Annotated in this window: 21 protein-coding genes; 20 read left to right on the top strand and 1 reads right to left on the bottom strand. The window is 69.2% G+C overall.

What is annotated here, in order from left to right; all coding sequences use genetic code 11:
- Nucleotides 1-22: 22 nt before the first annotated feature.
- The 20 genes from eccB (at nucleotide 23) to ACWDOP_RS14900 (ending at nucleotide 25,436) form a co-directional block, all read left to right on the top strand.
- Nucleotides 23-1,573, top strand: a complete 1,551-nt coding sequence (gene eccB / locus ACWDOP_RS14995) for a type VII secretion protein EccB (RefSeq protein WP_456345531.1) — start codon at nucleotides 23-25, stop codon at nucleotides 1,571-1,573.
- Complete coding sequence (gene eccCa, locus ACWDOP_RS14990) at nucleotides 1,570-5,580, top strand: type VII secretion protein EccCa (RefSeq protein ID WP_456345530.1); 4,011 nt, start codon at nucleotides 1,570-1,572, stop codon at nucleotides 5,578-5,580. Before eccB ends, eccCa begins: the two co-directional genes overlap by 4 nt.
- A gap of 116 nt (nucleotides 5,581-5,696) precedes the next feature.
- Nucleotides 5,697-6,008, top strand: a complete 312-nt coding sequence (locus ACWDOP_RS14985; protein WP_456345529.1) for a PE domain-containing protein — start codon at nucleotides 5,697-5,699, stop codon at nucleotides 6,006-6,008.
- A gap of 36 nt (nucleotides 6,009-6,044) precedes the next feature.
- On the top strand, nucleotides 6,045-7,403 hold the full coding sequence (locus ACWDOP_RS14980) for a PPE domain-containing protein (RefSeq protein WP_456345528.1): 1,359 nt from the start codon (nucleotides 6,045-6,047) through the stop codon (nucleotides 7,401-7,403).
- Between the two features lie 71 nt (nucleotides 7,404-7,474).
- Nucleotides 7,475-7,843 (top strand): hypothetical protein, encoded by a 369-nt coding sequence (locus ACWDOP_RS14975; RefSeq protein WP_456345527.1) that lies wholly within the window; start codon nucleotides 7,475-7,477, stop codon nucleotides 7,841-7,843.
- A 100-nt stretch (nucleotides 7,844-7,943) separates the two neighbouring features.
- Entirely contained in the window at nucleotides 7,944-8,174 is a 231-nt protein-coding gene (locus ACWDOP_RS14970; protein ID WP_456345526.1) for a hypothetical protein, read from the top strand.
- Nucleotides 8,175-8,255: 81 nt separating this feature from the next.
- A complete protein-coding gene (locus tag ACWDOP_RS14965) occupies nucleotides 8,256-9,083 on the top strand; it encodes an ESX secretion-associated protein EspG (protein ID WP_456345525.1) in 828 nt (275 codons plus the stop codon).
- A 730-nt stretch (nucleotides 9,084-9,813) separates the two neighbouring features.
- Nucleotides 9,814-10,686, top strand: coding sequence for a MinD/ParA family ATP-binding protein (locus ACWDOP_RS14960; protein WP_456345524.1), 873 nt, complete (start codon nucleotides 9,814-9,816; stop codon nucleotides 10,684-10,686).
- Nucleotides 10,677-12,224, top strand: a complete 1,548-nt coding sequence (gene eccD / locus ACWDOP_RS14955; RefSeq protein ID WP_456345523.1) for a type VII secretion integral membrane protein EccD — start codon at nucleotides 10,677-10,679, stop codon at nucleotides 12,222-12,224. Before ACWDOP_RS14960 ends, eccD begins: the two co-directional genes overlap by 10 nt.
- The gene (gene mycP / locus ACWDOP_RS14950) at nucleotides 12,224-13,582 is read left to right on the top strand and encodes a type VII secretion-associated serine protease mycosin (protein WP_456345522.1); all 1,359 of its coding nucleotides are present in this window, start codon (nucleotides 12,224-12,226) and stop codon (nucleotides 13,580-13,582) included. Before eccD ends, mycP begins: the two co-directional genes overlap by 1 nt.
- Nucleotides 13,579-15,243, top strand: coding sequence for a type VII secretion protein EccE (gene eccE / locus ACWDOP_RS14945; protein ID WP_456345521.1), 1,665 nt, complete (start codon nucleotides 13,579-13,581; stop codon nucleotides 15,241-15,243). The genes mycP and eccE overlap by 4 nt, the downstream gene beginning before the upstream one ends.
- Before the next feature lie 100 nt (nucleotides 15,244-15,343).
- Nucleotides 15,344-15,646 (top strand): helix-turn-helix domain-containing protein, encoded by a 303-nt coding sequence (locus ACWDOP_RS14940; protein WP_456345520.1) that lies wholly within the window; start codon nucleotides 15,344-15,346, stop codon nucleotides 15,644-15,646.
- A gap of 65 nt (nucleotides 15,647-15,711) precedes the next feature.
- On the top strand, nucleotides 15,712-16,746 hold the full coding sequence (locus tag ACWDOP_RS14935) for a discoidin domain-containing protein (protein ID WP_456345519.1): 1,035 nt from the start codon (nucleotides 15,712-15,714) through the stop codon (nucleotides 16,744-16,746).
- Nucleotides 16,747-16,832: 86 nt separating this feature from the next.
- Nucleotides 16,833-17,408: a hypothetical protein gene (locus ACWDOP_RS14930; protein WP_456345518.1), complete on the top strand. Its 576-nt coding sequence runs from the start codon at nucleotides 16,833-16,835 to the stop codon at nucleotides 17,406-17,408.
- 311 nt (nucleotides 17,409-17,719) lie between these two features.
- Complete coding sequence (locus ACWDOP_RS14925; protein ID WP_456345517.1) at nucleotides 17,720-19,306, top strand: amino acid permease; 1,587 nt, start codon at nucleotides 17,720-17,722, stop codon at nucleotides 19,304-19,306.
- 131 nt (nucleotides 19,307-19,437) lie between these two features.
- Nucleotides 19,438-21,777, top strand: a complete 2,340-nt coding sequence (locus ACWDOP_RS14920; RefSeq protein WP_456345516.1) for a tetratricopeptide repeat protein — start codon at nucleotides 19,438-19,440, stop codon at nucleotides 21,775-21,777.
- A 132-nt stretch (nucleotides 21,778-21,909) separates the two neighbouring features.
- Nucleotides 21,910-22,638 carry a MerR family transcriptional regulator gene (locus tag ACWDOP_RS14915; protein ID WP_456345515.1) on the top strand — a complete coding sequence of 243 codons (729 nt, stop codon included), beginning with the start codon at nucleotides 21,910-21,912 and terminating at the stop codon, nucleotides 22,636-22,638.
- 181 nt (nucleotides 22,639-22,819) lie between these two features.
- The gene (locus ACWDOP_RS14910) at nucleotides 22,820-23,914 is read left to right on the top strand and encodes a phage tail tip lysozyme (protein WP_456345514.1); all 1,095 of its coding nucleotides are present in this window, start codon (nucleotides 22,820-22,822) and stop codon (nucleotides 23,912-23,914) included.
- A 239-nt stretch (nucleotides 23,915-24,153) separates the two neighbouring features.
- Entirely contained in the window at nucleotides 24,154-24,528 is a 375-nt protein-coding gene (locus ACWDOP_RS14905) for a hypothetical protein (protein ID WP_456345513.1), read from the top strand.
- Nucleotides 24,529-25,211: 683 nt separating this feature from the next.
- On the top strand, nucleotides 25,212-25,436 hold the full coding sequence (locus ACWDOP_RS14900) for a hypothetical protein (RefSeq protein ID WP_456345512.1): 225 nt from the start codon (nucleotides 25,212-25,214) through the stop codon (nucleotides 25,434-25,436).
- Nucleotides 25,437-25,548: 112 nt separating this feature from the next.
- Here ACWDOP_RS14900 and ACWDOP_RS14895 read toward each other — a convergent pair whose 3' ends face one another.
- A complete protein-coding gene (locus ACWDOP_RS14895; protein ID WP_456345511.1) occupies nucleotides 25,549-26,676 on the bottom strand; it encodes a TerD family protein in 1,128 nt (375 codons plus the stop codon).
- Between the last annotated feature and the right edge of the window lie 118 nt (nucleotides 26,677-26,794).

The raw sequence follows: 26,794 nt of genomic DNA, 5'->3' as shown, positions 1-26,794 counted from the left end.
GGCGCACGAGCAGTAAGGAACGATGACGGTGGCGCGCTTCCGCGTGGTGACCAAGCACCAGATATCCGGATGGCGATTCCTGTTCCGGCGCATCGAGCACGCGCTGGTGCGGCGGGACGCGTCGATGATCGACGACCCGCAGCGCGGTCGGGCCACCGCGCTGGCCATCGGTGTCACGCTCGCCTGCGTGATCCTCGCCGGCGCGGCGGTGATGTCGTTCCTCAAACCCGCCAAGCGCGTCAACGATTCGCGCATCATCGCCGATCGGGAGAGCGGCGCACTGTTCGTCCGGGTCGGTGAGCGCCTGCATCCGGCGTTGAACCTCACCTCGGCGCGGCTCATCGTCGGTTCCGCGGCGAATCCCGTGCAGGTATCCCGGGACGAACTGGCCAAATACCCGCGGGGACCGCTGGTGGGCATCGCGGGCGCGCCCGGCAGCATCGTCAACCCGGGCGGTCGAGATTCGTCGTGGGCGGTATGCGACACGGTGCGGATCGGCACTGGGGCCCCGGTGGATCAGCGCACCGGTTTGCCGACCACCAGCAGTTCCCCGGTGTACACCACCGTGATCGGCGGCGCGCTGACCGTCGACGATGACGCCGTGCGCGCGCTCGGGTCCGACGAGGCACGCCTGCTGCGCGAAGGTGATCGCACATGGCTGGTGTACAGCGATCAGAACAGCGGAATCGTCCGGGCGAGTATCGATCTCGGGGCCGCGCCGGTAACGCTGGCGCTGGGCGTCGATCCGGCCGCGCCGGTGCTACCCGCCTCCAAAGGTCTGCTGGCCGCGATACCCGAAGTTCCGCCGATCCGTGTTCCCGAGGTGCCGGATGCCGGACGGACCGTCACGCTGTCCTCCGGACTGACCGTACCGGTCGGCTCGGTGCTCACGGTGGACCGTGAGTCCGCCCACTACCTCGTTTCGCAGGCCGGCCTCGTGCGGATCAGCGCGTTGCTCGCGGCCATGCTGCGCAACGCGGATTCGCACGGAGCGCTGTCGACCACCCCCGTCGGCCCGGACGTCATCGCCGCCAACCTGCACCCCGGAGATTGGCCGGGAACCGCGAGCTACCCCCCGGCTCCGGTGCGCGTCGTTCCGCCGGACAGGCACGGCGTCACCTGCTTTCGATGGTCCCGTGCCGGTGACGACCCGACCGCGGTCACCGGCCTACTCGTCGGCAGACAATTGCCGCTCACCGACGCGGCACAGCGGCAAACCGTCCCGCTGGTCACCGCCGCCGGTTCGCACGGCGCCACCGCGGACGCCGCCTACCTGCCCCGCGACACCGGCCGATTCATCCGGGTGACCGGTTCGAATCCGGCCTCGCCGTTGCGCGAGGCCCTGTTCTGGATCTCCGACAGCGGGGTGCGCTACGGCATCGAGGCCGAGCCTGCGAACGGTTCCGACCCGACGCTGACCGCGCTCGCACTGCGTGATCCCCTGCCCGCTCCGTGGAGCATCGTGTCGCTGTACGCGGTCGGCCCGGTGCTGTCCCAGCGTGATGCCCGCGTCCAGCACGACGGCATCGCGGCCGACAAGGCCGCGGCCGCACTGCCCGGAGGACAACCGTGACCAGTACGCGCCGCTTCGTTCGTCCCGCCCGCACGGTCCGCGGCCCGAAGGCGCCGGCGGTCACCGAGCTGCGCCTGCAGCCGCCGACCGAACTGCCCAAACCCGTTCCGCCCTCGCGTCTTCGGATGATTCTGCCGGTGGTGATGGTGGCGGGCATGGCCGGAATGATGGTCATGATGTTCCGTGGCGGGGGCGGCCTCAACCCGACCGCGCTGTTCTTCCCGATGATGATGCTGGTCTCGATGTTCGGCATGATGGGCGGCGCGCTCAGCGGCAACAACAACGGCAGCGCGGCCTCGGTCAACGAAGAGCGCAAGGACTACCTGCGCAGCGTGGCGGACAACCGCAGGACCGTGCTCGGATCCGAAGCGGAGCTGCACGCGTACCTCCACTACATTCACCCGGGTCCGGCCGAGATCGGCAGGCTGGTCGGCGGTCCGCGCATGTGGGAGGTGCAGGCATCGGGACCGCAGTTCCTGCGGGCGCGGGTGGGCCGGGGCCGAATCGCCAACCAGGTTCGGGTGATCGTGCCCGAAGCCGCGCCGTTGGCCGATCTGGATCCGGTCGGCGTGGTCGAGGTGACACGGTTCGCCAAGGCGTACTCCACGGTCGGCGGCATGCCGGTCGCGATCAATCTGCTCTCCGCGCCCGAGGTCGGCTTCGACGGCGACGCCGCCGCCGTAGCGGGGGTGGTGCGGGCGCTGCTCGCGGAGGCGGCGGTGCTGCACGGCCCGGATCAAGTGTCGGTGGCGGCCGTACTGCCCGATCCCGATGCCCCGGAGTGGGCTTGGCTGAAATGGCTTCCGCACACCCAGCATCCGAGCGAGACCGACGGCATCGGCCCGAGCCGCATGGTGTACCGCAGCGTGGCGGAGTTGCGCGCGAAGGTGCTGAGCGGGCTCAACCGCGGTCCCTTCTCCGCCAACAGCCAGCCTTCGGCGGAGCGCACCCACTTCGTTCTCCTCGTCCTGGCGGGCGGCGCCATCGTCGAACGGGATATCTCGGGTATCGACGGGTGCACCTGGCTGCGCCTGGGCACGGTGGAACAGTCGCTGCCCCGGGCGTTGCGTTTCACGGTGGCCGCTGATCGGGTACTGAACGAGGTGACCGCGCGCGGCTCGCGGCGGGTCGGAGTCGCGGACGACATGTCGGTTCCGGCCGTCACCGCGCTCGCCCGCGCGCTGTCGCCCTTCCGGCTCTCCACCGTGGTCGAAGCCGTCGCGGCGGAACAGGCCGGTGGCGGTACGTCGTGGGAGGAGATGGTCGGGATCGCGGATCCGGGCGAGATTCGTGTCGAGCGCTATTGGGTAGCCCGGCGCGATGCGGACCGGTCTCGGCTCAACATCCCCTTCGGCTACGACCCCGCCGGCGGGGTCGTGCATCTCGACATCAAGGAACCCGCCGAGGAGGGTATGGGCCCGCACGGCATGTGCATCGGGGCGACCGGATCGGGAAAGTCGGAATTCCTGCGCACCCTTGTCCTCTCGTCGGTGGCCACGCACGCACCCGAGGCGCTGAACCTGTTGCTGGTCGACTTCAAGGGTGGCGCGACCTTCCTCGGGTTCGATCGTTTGTCCCATGTGACCGCGGTGGTGACCAACATGGAGGAGGAAGCGGATCTGGTCACCCGCATGGAAGACGTGATCAACGGTGAAATGGCCCGGCGGCAGCGCATTCTGCGCGACGCGGGCAATTTCGCCAGTGTGGCCGACTACGAGCGGGCGCGGGAACAGGGCGCACAGCTCGAGCCGCTGCCGACCCTGCTGATCGTGCTCGACGAGTTCGCCGAACTGCTGGAGCAGCACCCGAACTTCGCCAAGCTGTTCGTGGCGATCGGCCGGCTCGGCCGATCGTTGCGCATCCACCTGCTGTTGGCTTCGCAGAAGGTCCCCGCCAATCGCATGGGCGAGCTGGAGGCACACCTGTCGTACCGAATCGCGTTGCGCACCAACCAAACCAGCGACTCGCGCGACGCCATCGGTACCGCCGATGCCTACCACCTGCCGAAGAAGCCCGGCGCGGGCTATCTGCGCGTGGGCTCGGGTGATCTGCAGCGGTTCCAGGCCGCCTATGTCGGGGCCGCCTACGCACCGCCCCCGCAGGCCGCCGCCCCGGGCGCCCAGCGCGCCCGCCGCGCCGCCGGCGACTATCGGCCGCCGCAATTGTTCACCGCGGCGCCGATCGCCGAGCCGCGTCACCGGACCGAGGAGCCGGAACCCGTTCCGGTCGAACCCGAATCCTCCGATGTCGAGCCGGTGACGGTCATGGAGACCGTGCTGCAACAGCTGGCCGGGAACGGGCCGGCCGCACACCGAATGTGGCTGCCGCCGTTGGGTGTTCCCCCGACCTTGGACCGGTTCGCGGCCCTGGTCGACCCGGGCGCTTTGGTGCTGCCCTGGGCACTCGTGGACAAGCCGCGCCAGCAGCGCCAGGACGTATGGACGGTGGACCTGTCCGGAGCTGGTGGGCACGTGGCCGTCGTCGGTGGTCCGCAGTCCGGCAAATCGACGGCGCTGCAGACCCTCATCCTGGCCGCCGCCCTCAGCCATACCCCGGAACAGGCGCAGTTCTACTGCCTGGACTTCTCCGGCGGCCTGTCCGGCCTACGCGCGCTGCCGCACGTCGGCTCGATCGCCTCCGCCCGGGACGGCGATCGGGTCCGGCGCACCTTCGCGCTCATCACCAACCTGATCGCCGGTAGGCAGTCGCTTTTCGCCGAACTCGGCATCGACGCCATGCGGGAGTTCCGCCGCCGGCGCACCGTCCCGTCGGAGTCGGCCGTGCTCTCCGCGCACGGCGACGTGCACGGGGACGTGTTCCTCGTCATCGACGGCTGGGACATCGGATTCGCGCCCAGCGGACCGTATTTCGACGAGTACCTGTCCGTCGTGGAGTCGATCGCGCTGCAGGGCCTCAACTACGGCGTCCATCTGGTGCTCAGCAGCTCGCGCTGGGCCGCCATCCGGCCCGCCATCAAGGATCTGCTACAGACCCGCCTGGAGATGCGGCTCGGCGATCTCACCGACACCGTGTTCATGTCACACCGGCACACCGTGGCCGCCATCCCCGCGAATCGGCCGGGGCGCTGCATCTCCGGCGACGGACTGCACATGCTCACCGCGCTCCCGCGCATCGACGGCGTCGGGGACGCGGAATCCGTAGCGGCGGGATTGGCTTCGGCGATCGAGACACTGGTTCAGGACTATCCGGGCCGGCGCGCGCCCGAGGTCCGGCTGCTGCCGTCGCACATCACGCTGGACGAGATCCTCGCGAGCCGTCCCGCCCCGGCGAACGCCGCCCAGCGACTGGTGGTGCCGTTCGGCGTGCGCGAATCCGATCTCGGTCCGGCCGCCATCGACTTCGGCGTATCCACCCATATGGTGGTGCTCGGCTCGTCCGGGTGCGGGAAATCGACGGTGCTCGCGGCACTGCTGGAATCCATTCGGCGACAATTCACCCCGGATCAGGCGCGGGTACTGCTGGTGGACTACCGGCGTCAGCACATGGACGCGCTACCGGATGAGCAGCTCATCGGATATCTGACCAGTGAGCGCGACCTGATCGAGGGTCTCCCACCGTTCGCGGCCAAGATGCGCGGCCGGCGGCCACCGGACGGTGTCACCTCGCAGCAGTTGAAGGAACGGTCGTGGTGGAGCGGCCCGGAGATCTTCGTCGTGGTGGACGACTATCACATGGTCGCTCAGCGCGGACAGCCGAATCCGCTCGAGCCGTTGAAGGACATCATCGTCGACGGCCGGGACACCGGCCTGCACGTCGTCGTGGCCCGCAGCATCGCGCAAGCCGACACCGCGATGTACGACAACGTGCTCGGGCAGATCAAAAATTTGAATTCCTCCGGGCTCGTGATGGACGGTTCGCGGCTGGACGGAATTCTCATCGGCGATGTGAAACCCGCCAAACAACCGGTGGGCCGCGGAATCTTCGTGGAACCGCTCCATTCTCGGCGCGATCTGGTACAGGCGGCATCCGCTTCGGAACCGGTCTGACGCACCGGCGCAAATGCGCGCGGGCGCGTTATCCGCCCGCCATTCCCAATGGTGGGAATGAAATAGCGTGGTTCGCATATCGCCGGAACGAGTCGGCGTAGTCCTAAGGAGCCACCATGACGGTCAGAGTTCTTCCCGAGGATCTTCCGGTGATCAGCGGTCAGCTGGGAGCCGTGCTGGCGACTCTCACCTCGGCTGTCGCCACCATGCCGGGGGGTAAGCCGGTGCCCGCGGGCGCTGACGCCGCGAGTGCGATGGTCGCCACCGCCATGGCGGTGTATCACGAAGACTTCTCCGAGGTCACAGGCCTCGGGATGTCGTATCTGGCTTCGGGCTCGCAGACGCTCGTGCCGGTGGGAATCGACTATCGCGCCGCTGATATCGCAGGCGGCGGCGATGTCTCGGCGCGCGGCCTCACCCTGATCTGAGCGCGACTACCGGTCAAAGAGGGGCGGAGTGGATTCATGATCCCTTTCTATTTCGCGCTGCCACCGGAAGTGAATTCGGCGCTGCTGAACAACGGCCCCGGGCCGTTTCCGCTCTGGGCCGCGGCGGCCGACTACGCGAAGGTGGCCGCCGCGCTGACCGGTGCGGCCGCGGCCTCGGACGGTTCCATGAGTCAGATGACCGCGACCTGGGGCGGACCGGCCGCGGAGCGGGCGGAGCGGGCGTTCCGCAATCATGCCAACTGGTTGCGGGCGCAGGCGCAGGTAGCCGCGCAAGCCTCGGCGCAGGCCACCGTCATCGCCGACGCGAACGCCCTCGCGCGCAGCGTGATGCCCTCGACAGCGACGATTCTGGCTAACCGGGCCGCCACCGCGGTCCTGGTGGCCGGCAATGGCATGGGGCAGAACACGCCGCTCATCGCCATGAACGAAGCCGTCTACTACGCCATGTGGATGCTCGCCGCGAACACGATGAGCACGTACCACGCCGCCGCGACCGGGGCGCTTGCCGCCCTGCCCGCACCGGCGATTCCGCCGGAGATCACCAGCGGTGGCGCGGGGAATGGGCCGTCGATCCCATCGCCCAGGCGCGATCTCACTCCCGGGAGCGGGCCGGGCGACGACTCGTCGCGGCCGGACCTCGGCGGCGGCCACCCCGGTTCGGATCGGGATACGCGCCCGGTGGGTGACCGCACACCCGGTGCGGATCCAGGGCCGGGCAGGGGCACGGATCCGGGTCCGCCCCCGGGCGAATCGCTGCCGGGTCGTCCCGGCCCGGCAGAACCCGACCTGCCCGGCGCGGATCCGGGGCCGGTGACACCGGACCCGGTCCAGCCGATTTCCGATGTGCCGCAGTCGCTACCGCCCGGTGTGGACGGACTGGGAGGCCCGGAATCGCTTCCCGGCAGCACCCCCGAGCAGCCGGGCTTCTGGGGCACCTCGCCCGAATCGCCGACCCTGGCCGGTCTCAACGGCGGCGCGGGCAGCGCGGTGGCGCTCGCGCTGACCCGAGGCGGCCTCGGTGCGATGCCGGGCGCGGGCACCGGCTTTCGGCTCCCGGCATCGTGGAACCCGATGGGCGTCCGGGCGTTCGGCGCGGGACTCGGAAGCCCCATGCTGCCCGCGGCGCCCCAGCGGCCCGCGCCCGCCGGTGTCAGCGCGCCCCGGGCGCAGCTGCGCCGCCGCCGCGAAGAGCAGGACCGCAAGCCCGGCAAGGCTTTCGCGTCCGGCGAGCAGCAGGAAGTGCCGGTGTTGGAACAACCCCCCGCCATCGGTGTCATCGAGTACACCGAGGTCGACGGGCAGCCGGAATCGGCCTCGGAGCAATTGCTGGCGGCCGGGCTGCCCGAACGGCCCGGCGACCGCCCGGCCTCGTGAGCGGCCGGCCCCGAACGTCCCCGGCACAGCGCCGGGGCCGACATTGAGTCGAATTTCGAAAGGAACGCGAGATGGCCATCACCTATACCGGTGATCCCTCACGGTTGCAGAGCTCCGCGAACCAGACCGCCGTATGCCTCGGCGAATTGGAAAGCGCCCTGCAGGGATTGGCGGCGGTCAACACCGAATTGCAAGCATCCGTGGTCAGCCCGAACACCGGGATGGCGATCAACAACACGCTGAGCAACGCATGGAACAAGGGCAAGACCCTGGGCGGCACGCTGCAGCAGATCATCAACGAACTCGGCGCCACCGGCGTGAAGATCGATTTCGAGGATCTCGAGGGCGCGGCACGGGTCAACGCCGTGCGCGGCGCGGACGGCGCCGTCGATGCCGGGCAGTGGACCGGCACCACCAAGGTCGACACCGCCTCCTGGTGAATCCATCCCTCAACACCGCGAGAAAGACTGATAGCCAATGAAATTCGATTTCGCCGCCGTCGATACGCAGGGTTTGACCCTCCAGTCGATCATCACTCGGATGGAGGAGAACCTGCAGCACATCCAGTCCCTGAAGGTTCAGCTACTGCAGGAGTTCGCCGGTGCCGGCGCGACCGGCTACCAGGCCGTTTCCGACACCCTCGGGCGCCAGCTCAACGAGTACAACGCCACCGTGCAGAGCCTGAAGAACGTGATCGCAACGGTCGCCGGAACCGACGGTACGGTGCGTGCCACCGATGTCAACAGCGGCAACCGATTCTATTCGATCTAGTGAACGTGCAGCCCTGGTCCGAGTGTCGCCGGTTCGGCGCGGCAGGGGCTGCACTTCTCACCCGGCTACTCGGTGGCACAAGTGAACGATGATCCGATCGCGATCGACCTGAACGCCGACGCGGCCCTGGCTCTGCTCGAGCTGGCGGGCGTCGACTCCTACCCGCCGGTGCTGGCCCTGCTGCCCACCGTCTTCGACCCGGCGGACCATGCGCGGGTCCGAGCCGAGGTGCGGGCTCGGCTCACCGAGATCGGCGTACTCGACAACGGCGTCCCGCACCCGGAGGTGGTGCGGTGGGTGCGCTGTCTGCATCGTCCGGATGTAGAGCTCGCCGCCCGGATCGTCGATGGAGCGCCGGTGGCGGAAGCACCCAGCATGCTGCGTTTCTGCCTGGTCCGCAGCGGTGCGGCTCATGTGCTCGCCCTGCGGTGCGACGATCACGTGGTCATTCAGCCGGTGTATGTCGACGGTGATCGGCTCGAGGCGGTGGCGGCCGCGCTGCTCGCCGTCCTCGGCTCGTCCTCGGCCCAGGATTTCCGGCCCGTGACCGCGTCGCTCGAAGAGTTCGCCGCCGTTCCCGCCGATCCCGCGGAGCGACGGCGGGCGCTGGTCGAGCTGGGGGCCGAACCGCACACCGCCGCCCTGCTCACCCGGGCGATCACCGAGACAGCGCGGCGCGCGGAGATCGTGATGATGGCCCACCGCGACGGCGCCCCCGCTGCCGCCGAGCTGTGCCTGAGCGTGCTGGACACCGCCGCCGGCCGGATCGTGGTCATACCCGCGACCGCACTCGACGGGCAGATCCGGTCGACCTACCTGCCCGGCGACGACGTGGCCGTGCACGCGGGCCTGCGCGCGCTGGCCGACCTGCTGCCCGGGCACAGCTGGTTCGAGTTCAGTCGAAACTGACTGTTCCGATGCGATTTTCGAGAGGATGAGGGAAGTGAGCCGAACACCGGGCAGCAATGGCCGGCTCGTCGGGCCGAGTCACACCGAGGCCGGCTACGACGCCTACTTCACCCAGCTCGCCGAGCCGAGCGAAGCCACCGCCCGCACCTGGCACGACACCGTCGCCGGCCGCGGCGGAGATCATGGGCGGACCTCCGGGCCGGCCACCGAGCCCGGCGTGGCACACCTGCCCGGACGCCGGGCGGTGGGAGACGTACCGGAATCGACTCCCTCGACCGTCGAAAGTGCACCGGGACAGATGGTTTCACGCGATCCCCAGCCCGCCTCGGCGTCCGCGCCTGGGGACGTGCGCACGACGGCCCCGAGGGCCGATACCGAACCCGTCGGGCAACATCGGGGACCGATCCAGGCGCCCGCGGTTCCGGCCTACGGTGAATCCACCGCTGAAACTCTTGCTCAGGCTCAGGTCGCCGCTGCCGCGGCACCCGCTACCTCGCGGGCGCCGGAGGTCCGGCCGCCGGCCGGTGCCCCGGCCCCTGCGCACGGCAGGCCGGGACTGCCGGCCGGCGCCGCGCCACCGGATCGGCTACCTGCTGAGTCCGGTCGGCCCGAACCAGCGGAAGCTACGGAATACGCTCGGGCTCAATCATTTCCGCTGGCACTGACCTCCGCTGAATTGCTCGCCGATATCGCGGCGAATCGCCGGGCCAGGTTGCGTTCGACCTCCGGCATGCGTGGCGCGCTCAACCGGGTCGGGTTCAATATCGGGCTGTCGCCGGCCGAGCAGCGCACCGAGGATCGGCGCGGGCGCATCCGCCGTCCACTCGCCACCACCCACCAGATCGCGGTGCTGAATGTGAAGGGCGGTGTAGGCCGGACCACGACGGTCGCGACCTTGGGATCGGTATTCGCCGCACTGCGCCCGGATCGGGTGGTCGCCATCGACGCGAACCCGGACTTCGGCGATCTCACCGCGCGCACCGGGCCGCACCCTTACGGATTGACCCTGCGCGATCTGGCGAAAGCGCGTGACATCGATGCCTTCTCGGCCGTGCAGTCCTTCGCCACGATCAACCCCGCAGATCTTGCGGTGCTCGCGTCCCCATGGGTGCCCACCGCCGTCGAAGCGCTGTCCGGGCGCGAGTATCTGGACGCGGTCGAGGTGCTGCGCCGCCACTACAGCCTCATGATGATCGATTGCGGGACCGGGGTTCTCGACTCGGCGACCGACGCGGTGCTGCGGACCAGCGATGCGGCGCTGGTGGTCACCCCGGCGACGGTTCGCGGTGTCACCGGGGCGGTGGCGACCCTGCAGTGGCTGAACTCGCACGGGCTGTACCGGCTGGCCGCCGAAGCGGTCATCGCGATCGTGCATCAGCAGGAGGGAAAACCCGTCGTAGAAGTGGAGCGGATCGAGGAGCTGTTCGCGGGCGCGAACCACGTGACCCGGGTGCTGCCGTTCGACGAACACCTGGCCGAGGGCGGAGAGATCGACATCCGAATGCTGGATCGAGGCACCGTGCTCGCGTTCGAGGAACTGGCGGCCGAACTGGCCGACGGTTTCCCGGGCCAGGTGATCGGCGAGGGCGGGGGATGGCGGTGAACGCGGCGCCGACGGTTCCGGCCCAGACCCCGACGGCTCCCGCCCAGACCCCGGCGGAAGTCGCCCGGGTCCGGGCGGCGATCATGGTCGCGGGTTACCAGGTCGATGTGGTGCTGCCCGCGAAGTTCGGCATCGAGACCTACATCGACGACCTCATCACCGTGCTGGCCTCGGCCATCGACGACGAAACAGTCGTTTTCACCCCGGAGCGCGGGCAGTGGACGCTCGCGCGGCCCGGGGCCACGCCCATGCCGCGCTGGGTCGCACTCGCCGACCACGATGTCACCGACGGTGCGCTGCTGTTGCTGGCCACGGTGGAGTCATCGGAGGCGTTCACGCCGGTGGTCGAGGACATCACCGATGGGCTGGCACTGATCAACGAGCGGGAGTTCGCCGAATTCGATTCGGGCACGGCGTCTTCGGTTGGCGCCGTGGCGTTGGCAGTGGGCGCGGCCGCGGCCGCGGCGCTGCTGTCGTGGTCATGGACGCGTACCGGTTCCGTGCTGTGGTGTGCGCTGCCCGCGGTGGTGCTCGGCCTGGCCTGTTGGCTGGCGGCCCTGCGCGCGCACCGGTCCGGGCAGCAGACCGGAATACGACTGGGGCTGGCGCTGTCCGCGCTGCCGTTGCTGTTCGCCGGCGCAGCCATGACGGTGCCGCCCGCTCATGGTGAGCCGGGACCGTTCGCGGCGGCCAACTTCGCGGCGGGGGCGGCGGTTGTCGCGATCGTGGCCATCGCCCTGTTGCGAGCCACCGGGATCGGAGCCGCCGCCCTGGTCGCGGTCGCGGCGCTGGGAATTCCGGTTGCCGTCGCGGCGGGTGTAGCCGCCTTCCTCGATCCGGCCGTTCGCCAGGTCATGGCCGCACTCGTCCTCGCCGGTCTGATACTGCTCACCGCCGCCCCGCGCACCGCCGTGCTGCTCGCACGTATTCGGCCGCCGGACCTGCCCGATCCGGGGCGTGAGGTCGCCGCGGGCACGCTCACCGACATCTTCGACGCGGAGTCGGCCCGCACCGAGGACACGGATGCGGACGAAGCGGATACAGCCGTTCAGCGTGAATCGAGGGGAGCCGGTATCGAGGACCGGGCGCGCCGAGCGGTGACGAGTCTGCGCGGATTGGTCGGCGCGGTATCGGCGCTGCTGGCGTTCGCGACCGTGCTGACGGTCGCGAACGCGCCGGGCGGTATTCGCGAGATCGTCATGGCGGTGGCCGTGGCCGGAATTCTCGTCATGCGGACGCGCTGGTTTCCCGATCGAGTCCAAGCGCTCACGCTGATCGCCGCGGCCACGCTGACCGTTCTCGGGACGGTGTCGGTCCTGGTCGGCGCGTACGCGACCGCACCCGCGCGACTCGTGGCGGTCGCCGCGGTGGTGGCCGTGGCCGCGGCGGGTTGCGTCGCGGGTACCCGACTGCCACAGGTGCGCCTGTCCCCGGTGGTGCGCCGCGTCATCGATCTGGTCGAGTACGCCCTGATCGTGACCGTCCCGGTCCTCGCGTGCTGGATCATGGGCATCTACACCGCCATGCGGGAGCGCTGATGCGTTCTCCTGTCCAGGCCGTACTGTTGGCCGCCGCGCTGTCGCTGGCGGTGGCGGCGGTACCGGCCGCGGCCGTACAGCCGCCGCAGGTGACCGTCGGCCCACCGCCTGCGGATGATCCGCCCGCACCCGAACTCGCGACCGAGCAGGACAAGGGCTGCCTGGCAGCGGGCGTGCTGCCCAACAGCGACCTGTCGCAGATCCCGCCGCCCGAGCGTGCGCTGGATCTGGCACGTGCCCGCGCGCTGAGCCGGGGAGCCGGGGTCACGGTGGCGGTACTCGACACCGGCGTGAGTCCGCATCCGCGCCTGCCCGCACTCGGCGGCGGCGGTGACTACGTCCAATCCGGGGGCGACGGACTATCGGACTGCGATGCGCACGGTACCCTGATCGCCGGGATCATCGCGGGCGCACCGGATCCCGGCGACGGCTTCACCGGGGTGGCCCCAGATGCCCGAATCCTGTCCATTCGCTACCGATCCGGGGCGTTCCGTGCCCGCGGCGCGGTGAATCTCGATGCCGCACAACAGCTCGCGCTGGAGATCCGGACCTTGGCGCGCGCCATCACCCGCGCCGCGAACCTCGGCGCACAGGTGATCACCGTCGCGCTGCCGGTGTGTGTGCCGGCGGACGCCCGGGTGGATCAGTCCATGCTGGCCTCGGCGATCGGTTACGCGGTGCGTGTGCGCGGGGCGCTCATCGTCGCCGGCGCGGGCGGCACCGGCGGCAGCGGCTGCGCCCAGAACGCCGCAGTCGATCCGGCCCGGCCGCTGGATCCTCGAAACTGGAACGGTGTCACCACGATCTCCAGTCCCGGCTGGTTCGACAGCGACGTGCTCACGGTCGGTTTCACCACCGCAACCGGTGATCCGGTGGCCGAATCCCTCACCGGCCCTTGGGTGTCGGTCGCCGCGCCGGGCACCGGAATCGAATCGCTCGGCCCGGGCGGGGGCGGGTTGATCAACGGGGTCGGCTCGCCCGACAAGCTGGTTCCGGTCGGCGGCGCCTCGTTCGCCGCGGCGTACGTGAGCGGTGTGGCGGCGCTGCTGCGGTCGAGGTTTCCCACCGAGACGCCCGCGGAGATCACGGCTCGGCTGCAGGCGGGCGCGCACGCGCCGGCACGTGGAATCGACAACGCCGTCGGCGCTGGGATGATCGATCCCGCCGCGTCCCTGAGCTTTCGCGCTCCGCCGCGCCCGCCGATCGGCCGCGATCGCGGTCTGGCCTTCGAGTTGCCGGACCCGCCGCGCGCGCCGGATCGGCGGCCCGGCTTCATCGCCTTGGGTGTGGTCGGGACATCGGTGTTGATCGGCGCCGCGGTGAACGCCCGGCACACCAGGTCGCGGAGGCGAGAATGAGACGGGTACGGATTCGGATCGGCCTTCCGGAGCGGGGACCGCTCGCCGTTCTGGTGATCGGGGGTGCGCCCCTGCTCGCCGGGCTGACCGTCTGGACGCGCTGGTGGGCGGTCCTCCTGATCGGCTGCGCGGCGCTGGCGGTGCTGACGATCCGGGTGCGCGAGCGCACGGCGACACGATGGTTGCGGGATTGGGGCGCTTATCGTTTCGGCCGCACGGCCCGCGCGGGCGGACGCGCCGACCTGCCGCCGGCGCGCGATGTCGAGGTCGCCGCGGGGGCGTGCGGCATCCGGTCGGGAGAGTCCACGCTGGTCGCGATGATCCAGTTGGCCCCGAATCTCGATCTGCCCACGGTGATCGCGGAAGACACGGTGTATACCGAGGACATCGTCACCACACAGATGCTGACGCCGCTGCTGGACCAGTACGGCGTCGGCGTGGACATCGACATCGTCTCCACCGGTCGGCGCGCTCGCGCCGAAGGCGACTACGGCCCGGTGTACGAACAGGTGATCGGCGCGCACCCGGTGGTCGGCGATCGGCTCACCTGGCTGGTGGTGCGGCTGGACCAGCGGCGCAATCTGACCGCACTGGCGCGCCGCGGCCCCTGTGCGATCTCCGGGCCGCGAGCGCTGGCCGGCGCCGCGCACCGGATCGCGGGACGGCTGCGTGAACGCGGCATCGACGCACGGGTCCTACCCGCCGCCGCCATGGAGGAGGCGACCCTGACACTGTGCGCGGGAATGGAATTGAGCGACCTCCGGGAGAACTGGGGCGACCTGGCCACCGCGGCTCCGGGCCGCCGGGTGAGCAGCTTCGTCGTCGATTGGTCCCGGCTCGGTGACACGGGCCTGGCCGACTGCTGGGCTCGCAATCGGGGGCGCACCACCGTGGTGATCGCGCTGTCCGACGCGGCGGCCGGTCCGCGTGCCCTGGTGCGCTTCGTCGGTCCGGACATCTCCGACGCGTTGCCACCGGGGCTGCGCCCGCTGTCGGGTCGGCAGTCGACCGCGCTGCTGGCCACCCTGCCCACCGCCGTCTCGGTATGGGCGCTGCCGCACACCGACGCCGAGCACCTGTCGGACGCACCGGCGACAGTGGATGTGCCGCTGGGACCGAACGGTCAGGTGGTGGGTTCGCTGACCGGCAGGCCCCGGCACGTTCTCGCGCTCCCGCTGTTCGACCAGATCCGCTATCACCCGCGCCGCCGCACCATCGACGTGCGGGCGAGCCTCCCGATCGCACAGCAGATCGTGCTGCGCACGATGGTGATGGGGGCGAGTGTCATCGTGCACACGTCCCGTCCGCACCAGTGGCGGCCGCTGGTGGCGGCCGTGGGTGACCCGCTCGCACTGCGACTGGCCGCGGACGCGCCGGACTCCGACGCGGCGGGGTCGCCCGGCGCGGTCACGGTCGAGGTGCTGGACCAGCTGTCACCGCGCGAACCGGCCGCGCAGGCCGGCATCGTCGTCGGCGATCCCGGGACGCGCGGGCGCCGATCCGCGGATCTGACGATCGATCAGGTGGACGCGACGACGCTCGAGGTGGGCATACCCATGCGCACGGTCCGAGTGGATCTCATCGAGCCGCACGGGGAGACTCGCTTCTTCGAGCCCGCCGCGGATTCCGAGTCCGCCGACGAGCTCGTGCCGGCGGTCTAGTGCGGACCGGGCGGTTGCAGATGAGGGAAGGAAGTGAGACCGCGTGTCTGTCGATGTGACAACGGATATGGGAGCGGCAGACGGAGAAGACGAGCCGGACGTGGCGGCTGAACCGAGTCCACGGCATGCCGCGGCGGCGGTGTTCTCCAGTCGGCTTTCCGCGCTCATCTCCGAGTCCATAGTGTCGACCGAAGGCGGCGCGACCAGATCGCTGACGCTCTATTCGCTCGCACAGCATCTGGAACTGGCGTACCCGGACGTACCGGTCTCGCAGTCGGGGTTGTACCGGCTCATGCACGGCGACGCCATCCCCAGGCTCGATCTGATCATCGCCCTGGCCCGGGTGTTCGATGTTCCACCGGAGTATTTCGTGACCCGAGACGATCGGGGACGAGACTCTTGACGGCTTCTCGCCGGCGGGAATAGTGGCGTGTCGGTGGTCGCGCCGACCCGGATACGATCCCGGCCATGCCCGACGAGCACGCGGAGGACCTATTCCTCCGGCACCGAGCGGCGCTGCTGGACGCGTTGTTGTCGGATCCGGCCCTCGGTTCGTCCGGACCCGAAGCCGTTGCGCCGGTCGCTGACTCGTCACCTGGAACGGCGACGGAACCCGGCGTGCCGCTCACGCCAGGATCGGATCCGGATTCCGATGACCTGCCCGGCTCGCCGATCCGGAACGCCGCCGTCCCCAAGGCGAGTGAACGGATTCTGGCGCTGTTGAACGGGCAGATCCCGAACGACAGTCCGGCGCACGACTTCTCGACGTCTCTACCGGACCGCACCGTACCTCCCCTCGAAGAACCCCGGGCCTTCGAAGAACGAACATCGTCCGAGGGACCGGAGCGGTCACGGCCGGACCCGGCCGAGCGCGTGCGCGAGTTGGTGTCGGGGTTGCGCACGCGCAAGGCCTGGGTCGCGATCGCCGCAGGGCTGCTGCTCGTTCTGATCCTTGTGCTGATCACGACCGGTACCGGTGAGTCCCCCTCGGGAACAACGGATTTCGCGACAGTCTCACCAAACACCTTGGCTGTGAACAATTCCACCACCGCGACCGCCGCCGCGGCAGCGACGATCGCCGCCAAGTCGGCACAGGCGCATTGCCCGCCGGGCGGAGCGCCCGCCGCCGACGCCTTCGCGGGGACCGGTAAGGCATGGTCTTGTGCGCGCGCTTACCGGGTGGACGGTCAGGTGCTCACGATCGACCTGGGCGGCACCTACCGGGTCGACTCCATCGGCGTCGTTCCGGGATGGGACGCCGCCGGACCGGACGGTGCCGATCTGTGGGCCAAATATCGTACGGTCAGCCGAATTTCGTACAGATTCGACGATCCCAACGCTACGACGTTCACACAGCAGACTCTGGATCAGCGCACGCTGGTGGTTACCCGGATAGAACCCGCGGTGACCGCCACCAAAATCGTCTTGACGGTCCTGGAGTCCAAGGGCGAGCCGAACGTCAACTCGGTCGCCCTGTCCTCCATCGTGATCACCGGGCAGTGATGCACTCTCTGTGCGACTACTGCGGTCATAACGGTCCGGGAACGCTGTGCGCGCAGTGCGGCGCACCCTTGCGGGTCGTCGCCGGCATGAGACGAGCGGTAGCCGCCGCGGGCCGCGCGGAAGAGTCGATCGCGGAAGCGGAGCGGACAGCTGGAGCGCTGACCGAGGGCGTCGAACGGGTGGTGGGGTCGGCGGTGTGGCAGTGGCGAGCCGCGCTGAGCGCGATCGCGCTGCTCGGGGTGCTCTCCACTGTGCTCGTGCTGTGGAGCGTGCCGCGGCTCGGATCGCCGCAGGCCCCGGCGACTCCGTACGCGGCGATGCCGTTCGCACTGCACTCGGCGAATTGCCGCCGGTCGGAACCCGAAGCGGTGCACTGCGCCATCGCGGCGAATGATCCACTGCTCGCCGGGGACATCGCCGGCGGCCGGGAGCTGATATTCACGCTGCGCACCGTGTCACCGGATCGGTTGGCCGCGGATCTGCGGCGCTGGCGCTCGGGAGGGGCCGTTGTGGTGGCCGACGGGGCGGTGTTCGCGGCGATCGGGGCCGGGTCGACCGTGTGGTACGCCGACACCAGGTCCGGGGTGCGAATCGATACCGCGGCCTTTGCCGGACCGTCCGCTGCTCGAATCTTTCTGTCGCGCTCGGGATTACTGGCCTGAGGATGCCGCGCGGTCGCTGACCGCCGGTACCCGTCCGGCCCGGCGCCAGGGCGTGGTTGTGCTGGGCGAGCTCATGATCGCCCCCGCACACCCAGGGCGTCGGTCCGCACGCACGCCAACCCTGCCGCGATCCCTTCTCGCCGATGTTTAGCGGCTCGATAGCTGAGTGGCGCTGGGGGCGAGTTCGCTGATTTGCCTTCTGGCCGTTGTGTTTCCACTGGATTGCAGAAGTATCCACCTATTGATCGTCCCGTTGTTTAACGGTACATTCGTGAGCGATATGGCCCGCATCACGTGAAAGGTCACCCAGCATGACAACCGTCAAACCCCCCGAGGCATCCACCGATGCCCTGGCTGCCGAGGACGCGGGGTACCACAAGTCGCTGCGTCCGCGGCAACTACAGATGATCGCCATCGGCGGCGCCATCGGCACCGGCCTGTTCCTGGGTGCGGGCGGCCGGCTGGCCAGCGCCGGACCGGGCCTGTTCCTGGTCTACGCCGTGTGCGGCGTGTTCGTCTTCTTCATCCTGCGTGCACTCGGCGAACTCGTACTGCACCGCCCCTCCTCGGGCTCGTTCGTCTCCTACGCCCGCGAGTTCTACGGCGAGAAGATGGCTTTCACGGTCGGATGGCTGTACTTCTTCCACTGGTGCATGACCGGCATCGTGGACATCACCGCGGTCGCCGCGTACGTCCACTACTGGGGCAGCTTCCAGGCGGTGCCCCAATGGCTGATCGCGCTGGTCGCGCTGGCCCTGGTGGTGAGCATCAACCTGATCTCGGTGCGCTGGTTCGGTGAGCTCGAATTCTGGGCGGCGCTGATCAAGGTCGTCGCGCTGATCGGCTTCTTGATCATCGGCACCGTCTTCCTGACGGGCCGGTTCACGATCGAGGGTCAGAACACCGGCTTCTCGGTCATCTCCGATAACGGCGGGCTGTTCCCGTCGGGGCTGCTGCCCCTGGTTCTGGTCACCACCGGTGTCGTCTTCGCTTACGCCGCGGTCGAATTGGTGGGCACGGCGGCCGGTGAGACGGAGAACCCGGAGAAGATCATGCCGCGGGCCATCAATTCGGTGATCGCGCGCATCGCGTTGTTCTACGTCGGGTCCCTGGTGCTGCTCGCGCTGCTGCTGCCGTACACCGCGTTCGAGGCCGGGGTCAGCCCGTTCGTGACCTTCTTCTCGAAGCTCGGTGTGCCGGCGGCCGGTTCGGTCATGAATCTGGTTGTGCTGACCGCGGCGTTCTCCAGTCTCAACGCAGGTCTGTACTCGACGGGCCGAATCCTGCGCTCGATGTCGATGAACGGTAGTGCGCCCACAGCGGCGGCCCGAATGTCGCAGACGGGCGTGCCGTACGTGGGGATTCTGGCGACCGGCGCCGTCGCCCTGGTGGGCGTCGGGCTCAACGCCCTGGTCCCCGAGCAGGCGTTCGAGATCGTGCTGAACATGTCCGCGCTGGGCACCATCGCCTCATGGGCGGTCATCGTCCTGTGCCAGTTGCAGCTGTACCGGTGGTGGCGCCAGGGCCGGGCGGAGCGACCGGCGTTCCGGCTGATCGGTGCGCCCTACACCAGCTACGCGACGCTCGTGTTCCTGGCCGCGGTGGTCGTCCTCATGGCCTGCAGTGACGACGCGGTGCAGCGCGGCGCGGTGCTGACGATGCTGCTGATCGCGGTCCCCGCGCTCGTGGGCGGCTGGTTCCTCGCTCGTAAGCGCGTGCAGCGGGTGGCCGCGGAGCGGCAGGGCTACACGGGGCAGTTTCCCGTGGTCGCCGAGCGCAGGCAGCCCGGACGCGCCGGCGAATCCGCGGATGCGCCGCTGCGATACCCACTCGAGGACGCTGACGGTCCACGACCGCAGGACACCGTTTCGGGATCCGGCGAAAGCGACCGCGACTAGCGTGCCGCCCCGTCCCGGTCTGCCGAGCCCGGGGCGGGGCGTTCCCTGGGGTGGGAACAGTACAACCGCAATACATTTCGAAGGGAACCGACAATGAGACCTCGATCGCACGGCGGGCTCGAGAGGTTTCGATGTCGGAGCAACCCAGCACGTCCGGTCGCCCGCATCCCTGGGCGAACGGCCGGATGCGGCGTGCGGACACACCCGGGTGGCCGGCGCATCCTTGGGCCACCCGCCGTCCCGGCATCGAGAACCCGGCGCGTGCGGTCGCCCGGCCCGGCAGGCCGGAAGCCGAGCTGTCCCGGCTGCTTTCGGTGGCCACCGCGGCCGAGGACTCGGGTCGCAGTGCCCGTTCCCGCCCGAGCGTCCGCCGTCTCGGCGGCGGACTGGTGGAGCTGCCCCGCGTGAGCCCCGTGGATCCCGCGCTGGCCGCGCTGGCCGACCCCGAGGTGCCGGAGCCGAAGCGGTTCTGCTGGAAGTGTTCCCAGCCGGTGGGGCGCCGCGACGTTTCCGGTCCCGGTGCGGTGTCCGGCATCTGCGCCGAATGTGGCTCGCCCTTCAACTTCCGGCCGCCGCTGCGCCCCGGGGATCTGGTCGCCGGGCAGTACGACGTGCGCGGCTGCCTCGCGCACGGCGGCCAGGGCTGGATCTATCTGGCGGTGGACCGCAATGTGTCCGATCGCTGGGTAGTGCTGAAGGGACTGCAGAATCCGATGGACTTCGAGGCGCACGTGGTTGCCGTCGCCGAACGCCAGTTTCTGTCCGAGGTAGCGCATCCCGGCATAGTCAAGATCTACAACTTCGTGCGGCACACACCGCCCGGAGAGCCCGATGGCGGATACATAGTCATGGAGTACGTGGGGGGCCGCTCGCTCAAAGCGGTCCTCGATCAGTGCGATCCCGGTCGGCTGCCGGTTACCGAGGCGATCGCCTACATCATGGAAGTGCTTCCGGCGCTGGACTACCTGCACTCCTTCGGACTCGCCTACAACGATCTCAAGCCCGACAACATCATGGTCACCGAGGACGAGGTCAAACTCATCGACTTGGGTGCGGTGGCGGCCATGGACTCCTTCGGCAGCATCTACGGCACGCCCAGCTATCAGGCGCCGGAGATCACCCGCACCGGCCCTACGGTCGCCTCGGACATTCACACCGTCGGACGCACCTTGGCCGCGATGGTGCTCGTGCTGCCGCGCGCCGACACCGGCCACCACCTGCCGGGTATTCCGGATCCGGCGGGCCACGCGGTGCTGCGCCGCCATCCAGCGCTGTACCGATTGCTCTGCCGTGCCACTCATCCGGACCCGGAGTCCCGCTTTCCGTCCGCGTACTCGATGTACTGCCAGCTGGCCGGCGTGCTGCGCATGGTGCTGGCCGAGGAGACGGGGCTCGAGCAACCGCAGGCTTCGCTCGAATTCGGCTCCATGCGGGGTGATTTCGGCATCGACTCGCTCATCGCGCAGACCGATGGGATGGTCAGCGGCGTGGGCCGGGACGGCGGGCTCGACGCGAGCGAGATCGTCGCCGCGCTGCCGGTGCCGTTGATGGACCCCCAGGATCCTTCCGCGGAGCTGTTGTCGACACTGCTGCACGGCGAGCCGCGCACCGCGCTCGACGCCTTGGCGCGCACGCACGACCAGATTCGCACCGGGGTGGTGTCGGCTCCCGCCTCCTATGAGCTCGAAGGCGCCCTGACCGCGGTCCGGGCGTATCTGGATCTGGGCTGTGTCCCGCCCGCGGCGCGCCTGCTGGAAGAACTGCGGCCGAGCTACCCGGCGGACTGGCGCATCGAGTGGTACCTGGGTATCGCCGCGCTGCTGGACAGCTCGTTCGCCGACGCGCACGCCCGTTTCGGCACCGTGCTCTCGATGCTGCCCGGTGAAGCGGCGCCACTGCTCGCACTGGCGGCCACCCTGGAAATTCGGCTGCGCGATACCCACGACATCGAGTACGGACAGACCTGGCAGCGACTGTCGGCCGAGTGCTATCGCGCCGTCTGGCAAGTCAATCACGGCGTGGTCAGCGCGGCGGTGGGACTGGCTCGACGGCATGTGGCGGCAGGTGAGCCGCTCGCGGCGGTGGCCGTACTCGAGCAGGTGCCCGCGGCGTCCCGGCATTTCCCGGTGACACGTTTGACGGGTTCGCTGCTGCTGGTGTCGAGGCCGGTCATCGAGATCAGCGGGACCGACCTGGCGACCGCCGCGGCCTGGCTTGCGGCCGCCGAGCACGAGCCTCGCGCGTTCCAGCTGCGCGTGGTCGTGGTGGGCGCGGCACTGGAGTGCCTGCGCACCGGCGCGCACCCCGAACAGCCCGATGCACGGCTGCTGGGTTTCCCCGTCACCGAAGAGGGGCTCAGGCTCGGGCTCGAGTCATGTCTTCGGGATCTGGCTCGGATGACCTCCAGCCGACTGCACCGGTACCGCCTGGTCGATCTCGCGAACCACGTTCGGCCCCGGACATTCTGGTGACCAGCGCTTTCCTACCTCGTGTCGGTCGATCGGACCAAATACCTGACACGGCAACCTGTTGCCGGGCATGCCGACACCGGATGGGTCACTCGGGTGTGGGCAGTCGGTGTTTCGGTGTGGTTTCCTGTACGCATGGTTGGAGGGGCCGAGTACACCATCGACGAGCTCGCGCAGGCCGCGGGCACTACTGTGCGTAGTGTCCGGGTGTACCACGAGCGCGGAGTTCTACCGCCGCCGCAGGTTCGCGGACGCACGGGGTACTACGGCGCCGAGCATCTGAATCGCGTGCGTACCATCGGCAGACTGCTCGAGCGCGGAATCAAGTTGAACGGCATCAAGGAATTGCTGGCCGCGTGGGATCGTGGGGACGACCTCGGCGCGGTGCTCGGCGTGGCCACGCGGACCCGAGACGAGCTGGGGGCGGTGGACGCCGCTATCCCGGCCACCGAATTGCAGGCCCGCTACGCCGATGTGCCGGACGGTTTGGCGCGGGTGGTGGCCCTGGGCATCTATCAGCCCGTCGACGCGGTCACCTACCGGATCGCTGATCCGGAACTGCTCGCGGTGGTCGATCGGCTCGCGACCGCCGGTGTCCCCAACACCGACATACTGCGTGAGCTCGACTGGCTGCACGTGACCTGCGATCGGATCGCGCGCAGATTCGTCGATCTGACGCAGCAGTACGCGTGGGAGCCGTACGCCGAGTCCGATCGCACACCCGCGGACGCGGCGCTTCTGGCGGACCGCGTGACCACGCTGCGAACGATGTGCGGCCCCGTGATCGGCGAGCTGACCGGACGGCTCGTCGACCGCCGGATACAGGAGGACGGCGACCTGTCGGAGGTGCTGGGCGAGGGCTGAGTGTCCCGGCCGCGCCGATGGCGTCCCGCAACGGCGCTCGCGCCGGTCGACGGGCGCGTAAGCGCTGTTCCCAGCAGTGGGGAGTGGTGTGCCCGGCATGCCCGCACGTCTTGGCTATCCTCCGAAACATCCTGCGGGAGAGCCACCGCCGGCCGGCGGCGGGCACGGTGGAAGGTGAATCATGGCGGCTTCGTTCACATTGCCGCGAGTTGACGACGCGCCGATTCTCGAGTCCTATGTGGTGCGTGCCGAAGCGGTGCTCCGGAAGTTGCTGGAAGCTCTCGGTGACGGGTCGGCGGCGGCGCTCGGCGTCGAGACACTGCGCGCGTTGGGCCCGCGGCCGATGGCCGCGGGGGAGATGGAAGCGAAGTATCAGGCCGATCAGTCGCAGGCGGACCGCTACCGGACGGTTCTGAACTCGCTGGACGTGCGGACCGCTGACATAGCCGCCAAGTCGGCTCAGGTGGCGGGAGCCGCTCGTGCCGAAGTGCTGGGCTTGGAGCACACGATTCGTGAGTTGCTGGAAAGCGTACCCGCAAAGCCAAGTGTGGCATGGCAATTGGAGGCTATCGCGAGGATCGACGCCGCTATCGGCGTCGCCGAGCGCACCGTCGCCCGGGCACAACAGGACCTCATGGCGCATGCCGGTGCGATGGTGGCCCCGGCTTCGGCTCCCGGCGGTGGCGGCTCCGCTCCCGCCTACTCTCCTCCCGCCTACGCCGGCCTCGGGGGCGGTGCGAACGGTGGTATCCCCTCCGTGTCCGGTGGTAGCCCAGCGCCGGGCAGACGCGTCCCGGGTGTGGACGTGCGTGAGGTGAGTGCCGCCGGTGCCCGCTCGATCCCGGAGGGCAAACAGGTTCAGGCCGCGGAGATCTACCGGTATCTGACCACCCGATATGGTTTCACGCCCGCGCAGGCGGCGGGCATCCTGGGCAATATGCAGGTCGAATCCGGCTTCGACACGGGTGCCTTCAACCCGAACGAGGGCGCGATCGGTCTCTGTCAGTGGTTGGGCGGACGTCGCGCGCTTCTCGAGCAGTTCGCCGCGGCCCAGGGCAGACCGGTGACCGACTGGCAGGTTCAGGTCGACTTCATGATGCGTGAGCTGCAAGGCAGCGAGTCGAATGCCTACGCGCACATCAAATCGGCGCAAAGCCCGGCCGCCGCTGCCGCGGTCTTCGATCGGTACTACGAGCGCAGCTCCGGCGCCGCTCGTGGTCAACGGATGGCCAATGCCGTCAGCATCGCGTCGTCGATGGGAGCAGTTTCGGCCTGAGAACGCCCCGCGCCGGCCCGCGCCACCACGGCATTCCGCCGTGGTGACCGCGGGCCGGCTGTTTTCGTAGCGGCTGTCGTCGCTTCATGCTCCTGCGCGTCTGTTCCCTCTGGTGGGGGCATCTCTCACCTAGATAGTGCAACACTATTCAACGTGCCGCTATTCAACGGCACGATAGACAAGGAAGAAGATGTTGCCGCCGCTACCACACGTACGGCTTTCTGGAATGGAGCGAACACATGGCTACTGACGCACACTTCGGTCGGGCACACGGCCTGTTGGCCGCTATGGCGTTCACCGTCGCGTTGGCGGGGATCGCCTTGGCCGGCGCGGGACCGGCGCATGCCGAGCCCGGTGGCAGGGGGCATCGCGACACCACGGGACAGCATCACGTCGATCGTCAGGGGATTCACCATCGGGACTCGAATCCGGGTATGCAGGACGAGCATGACGATGCCCGTCGTGACTACTACAACGAGGCGTACGGAAAACCCGGGGCGGGCGTCGGCGTCGAGCGACGCGGTGGCTCGAACTCCGCGACCTGGAATCGCACGGCGCGCGGCGACGGCTCGGGCTGGGTTGTCTGTCCGCGTTTGTCGCGCACCTGTGGATGACGTCGGGTTGGGTTCTAGGGAAGGGTTCGGGTCGGTCGCGGTGCGCACCGCGACCGCCGCGCGACGCCTCGTCGACCGGGAAAGCCCGGGGGAGTGGGGCCGGCCTCCGCGTCCACACGTCGAAGTCGGCCCGGTTGTCGAACCCGCGCGGCGAGCACGCCCGCACCCGGCTCCCGGATCGGGCGAGTTGGCCGGCGCCGATGAGGATGCTGTGGTGCTGCGCCCAATGCGCGAGTTGGCGCGGCTGCGGCTGTTGTGAACACGGCGGCTGTCTGCCGAAGGTATCGATACTTGTGGTCGAAAAACAGCCAGGACGGCAGATAACTCGGCACCGAGCTCCGGACTTGGGGGTGAGTCCAGCCGGCGTCCGAGTCCGGTCATCCGGTCCGTAGTCGCGGCGAGGACCCTGTCGTCATCGAGCAGAGCCTCATCGAGATTGGTGACAGCCCACAAGACCGCCAGACTGAACTCGTTGAGCGCGTATGCCTGGGACGTTCGGCGAACTCGGGCACTCGAACCCGCCGCCATGTTCTTGATGCCGAACGATTGCGCGCTTCCAGGCGATAAACCTGCCGCGGGCCATGGTCGAAAGATGTTGCTGCAGAGCCTGTGTTGAACCGGTGGTTGTGGTGACCGAGCGTCGTTCAACGGCAGTCAGTTCGGTGAGCCCAGAGTCGGGGGCCTTGCGCTCCGGGGATCGGGTCGAGATCCACATCGATCCGGTCCTTTCCAAGCACGGCGAGTGGGCCGTCATGACATCGATCGTCCGCCGCACCATCGCTCGCCTGCGTTCCCCGCGCGTCCTCGCCGCGATAGTCGGTTTCCTGGTGATAGGCGGGACCGTGCTCACCGTTACCGCCCTGAGCCTGCACGGCACCACCGGCCTGACCACGACCAGCGAGGATTGATCTCGCCGCTGCACCGATGCCCGGGCGCGACGGCGGGTGCGGAACCATCGCACCTGCCGCGCGCGGGCGGGCAGTACCGCTCAGCGCGCTGTGCCCGGCCGCACCGCAGGGCTCAGGCCAGGTACTTCGTGAGCTGGGGGAGCGCTTCGCCGGGGTGGGTGGCCACGATCGGGTCGCCGATGGCCTGCAGTTTCCAGCCGGACCGGGTGCGGTAGAGCTTTCCCAGCACGAGCCCGGTGTGCGGGCCGCCGCCCGCGAGATCGAAATGCGCGAGTTCTACACCGCGAACGCTGTCCGAGAGGCGGCAGTGCGCGTTGCCGATCGTGTCGAAAGTGTGCCCGCCGTACGAGGTTACGATCAGCACGACCGTCGCGACCTGACCGTGGATGCGCGCGAGGTCGGCGGTGATGATCTCGCCCTCGCCGGTGCCGTGCCCGGTCAGATCGTCGCCCAGATGCCGGACCGAGCCGTCCTTGGACATGAGCTGGGCGAAGTACACGACATCGAGCAGATGGTGGCTGTGGTCGAAAAGCAGTGCCGCGGAATCGAGATCGATGTGCTCGGATGCCGGGGTGGTGACCTCGAGCGGCGCCGACGGATCCCATCCGACGCTCATCTGGACGTGATCGAGACTCTCGCCGGTGCCCGTGCGCAGCCGAATGGTCTGACCGGGGTCGAGCGCGAGCGGATGCGTGATGTCGATGACGGCCTCGCTCGGCGGCTGCACGCGCACCGACGCGCCTTCGAGGAACACGTGGTGCTGCGCCATCAGCCCGATGAAGCCGCCGGCGTGGCCGCGACCGCGATCGACGACCTGCCAGCGGTGGTCCACGCGTTCGATGTCGACCGCGATCAGTGCGCTGACGTCGCCGAGGTCGGAGAGCTTGTAGCTGTGGCCGATCGTGCCGCGATCGTCACCGACCTCGATGATCGCGGTCTCGGCGTCGAACGTCCCGTGGGGATTGTCCAGGCCCAGCACCACCCGCACCGTGGAGACATCGGCGGGAATCCGCTCGAGATCCAGCGCGAGCGCGGAGAACACGCCCGGTTCCGGGTCCAGCGAGCGCACGCCCGGGGCCTCGCGTTTCGCGCCGAAGACGAAGTCGGTGTCGTCGTGCCGTGTGCCGGAGGGCGCGAGCAGGAACGCACCCAGATGCGCGGGCGCGTGCGTGCGCGCCGCGAGCAGCACACGGGTGGTTCCGGCCGGGACAGGCCGCCGATCCTCGATCAACTCGGTCACCCTTTCGGAGCCCGGGAACCTGCCCGGGTCGGTAGTCGGTACGCAGCCCACCGTAACGACAGATCACCGCTCCCGCCCCCGTCGCGAGCGCATTCCGCCCGGACGCGACGGGAGGCGC

Source organism: Nocardia sp. NPDC003693 (assembly GCF_053981095.1).
Note: the sequence above shows the minus strand (reverse complement) of the source record. Positions and strands in the feature narration are given on the sequence as shown.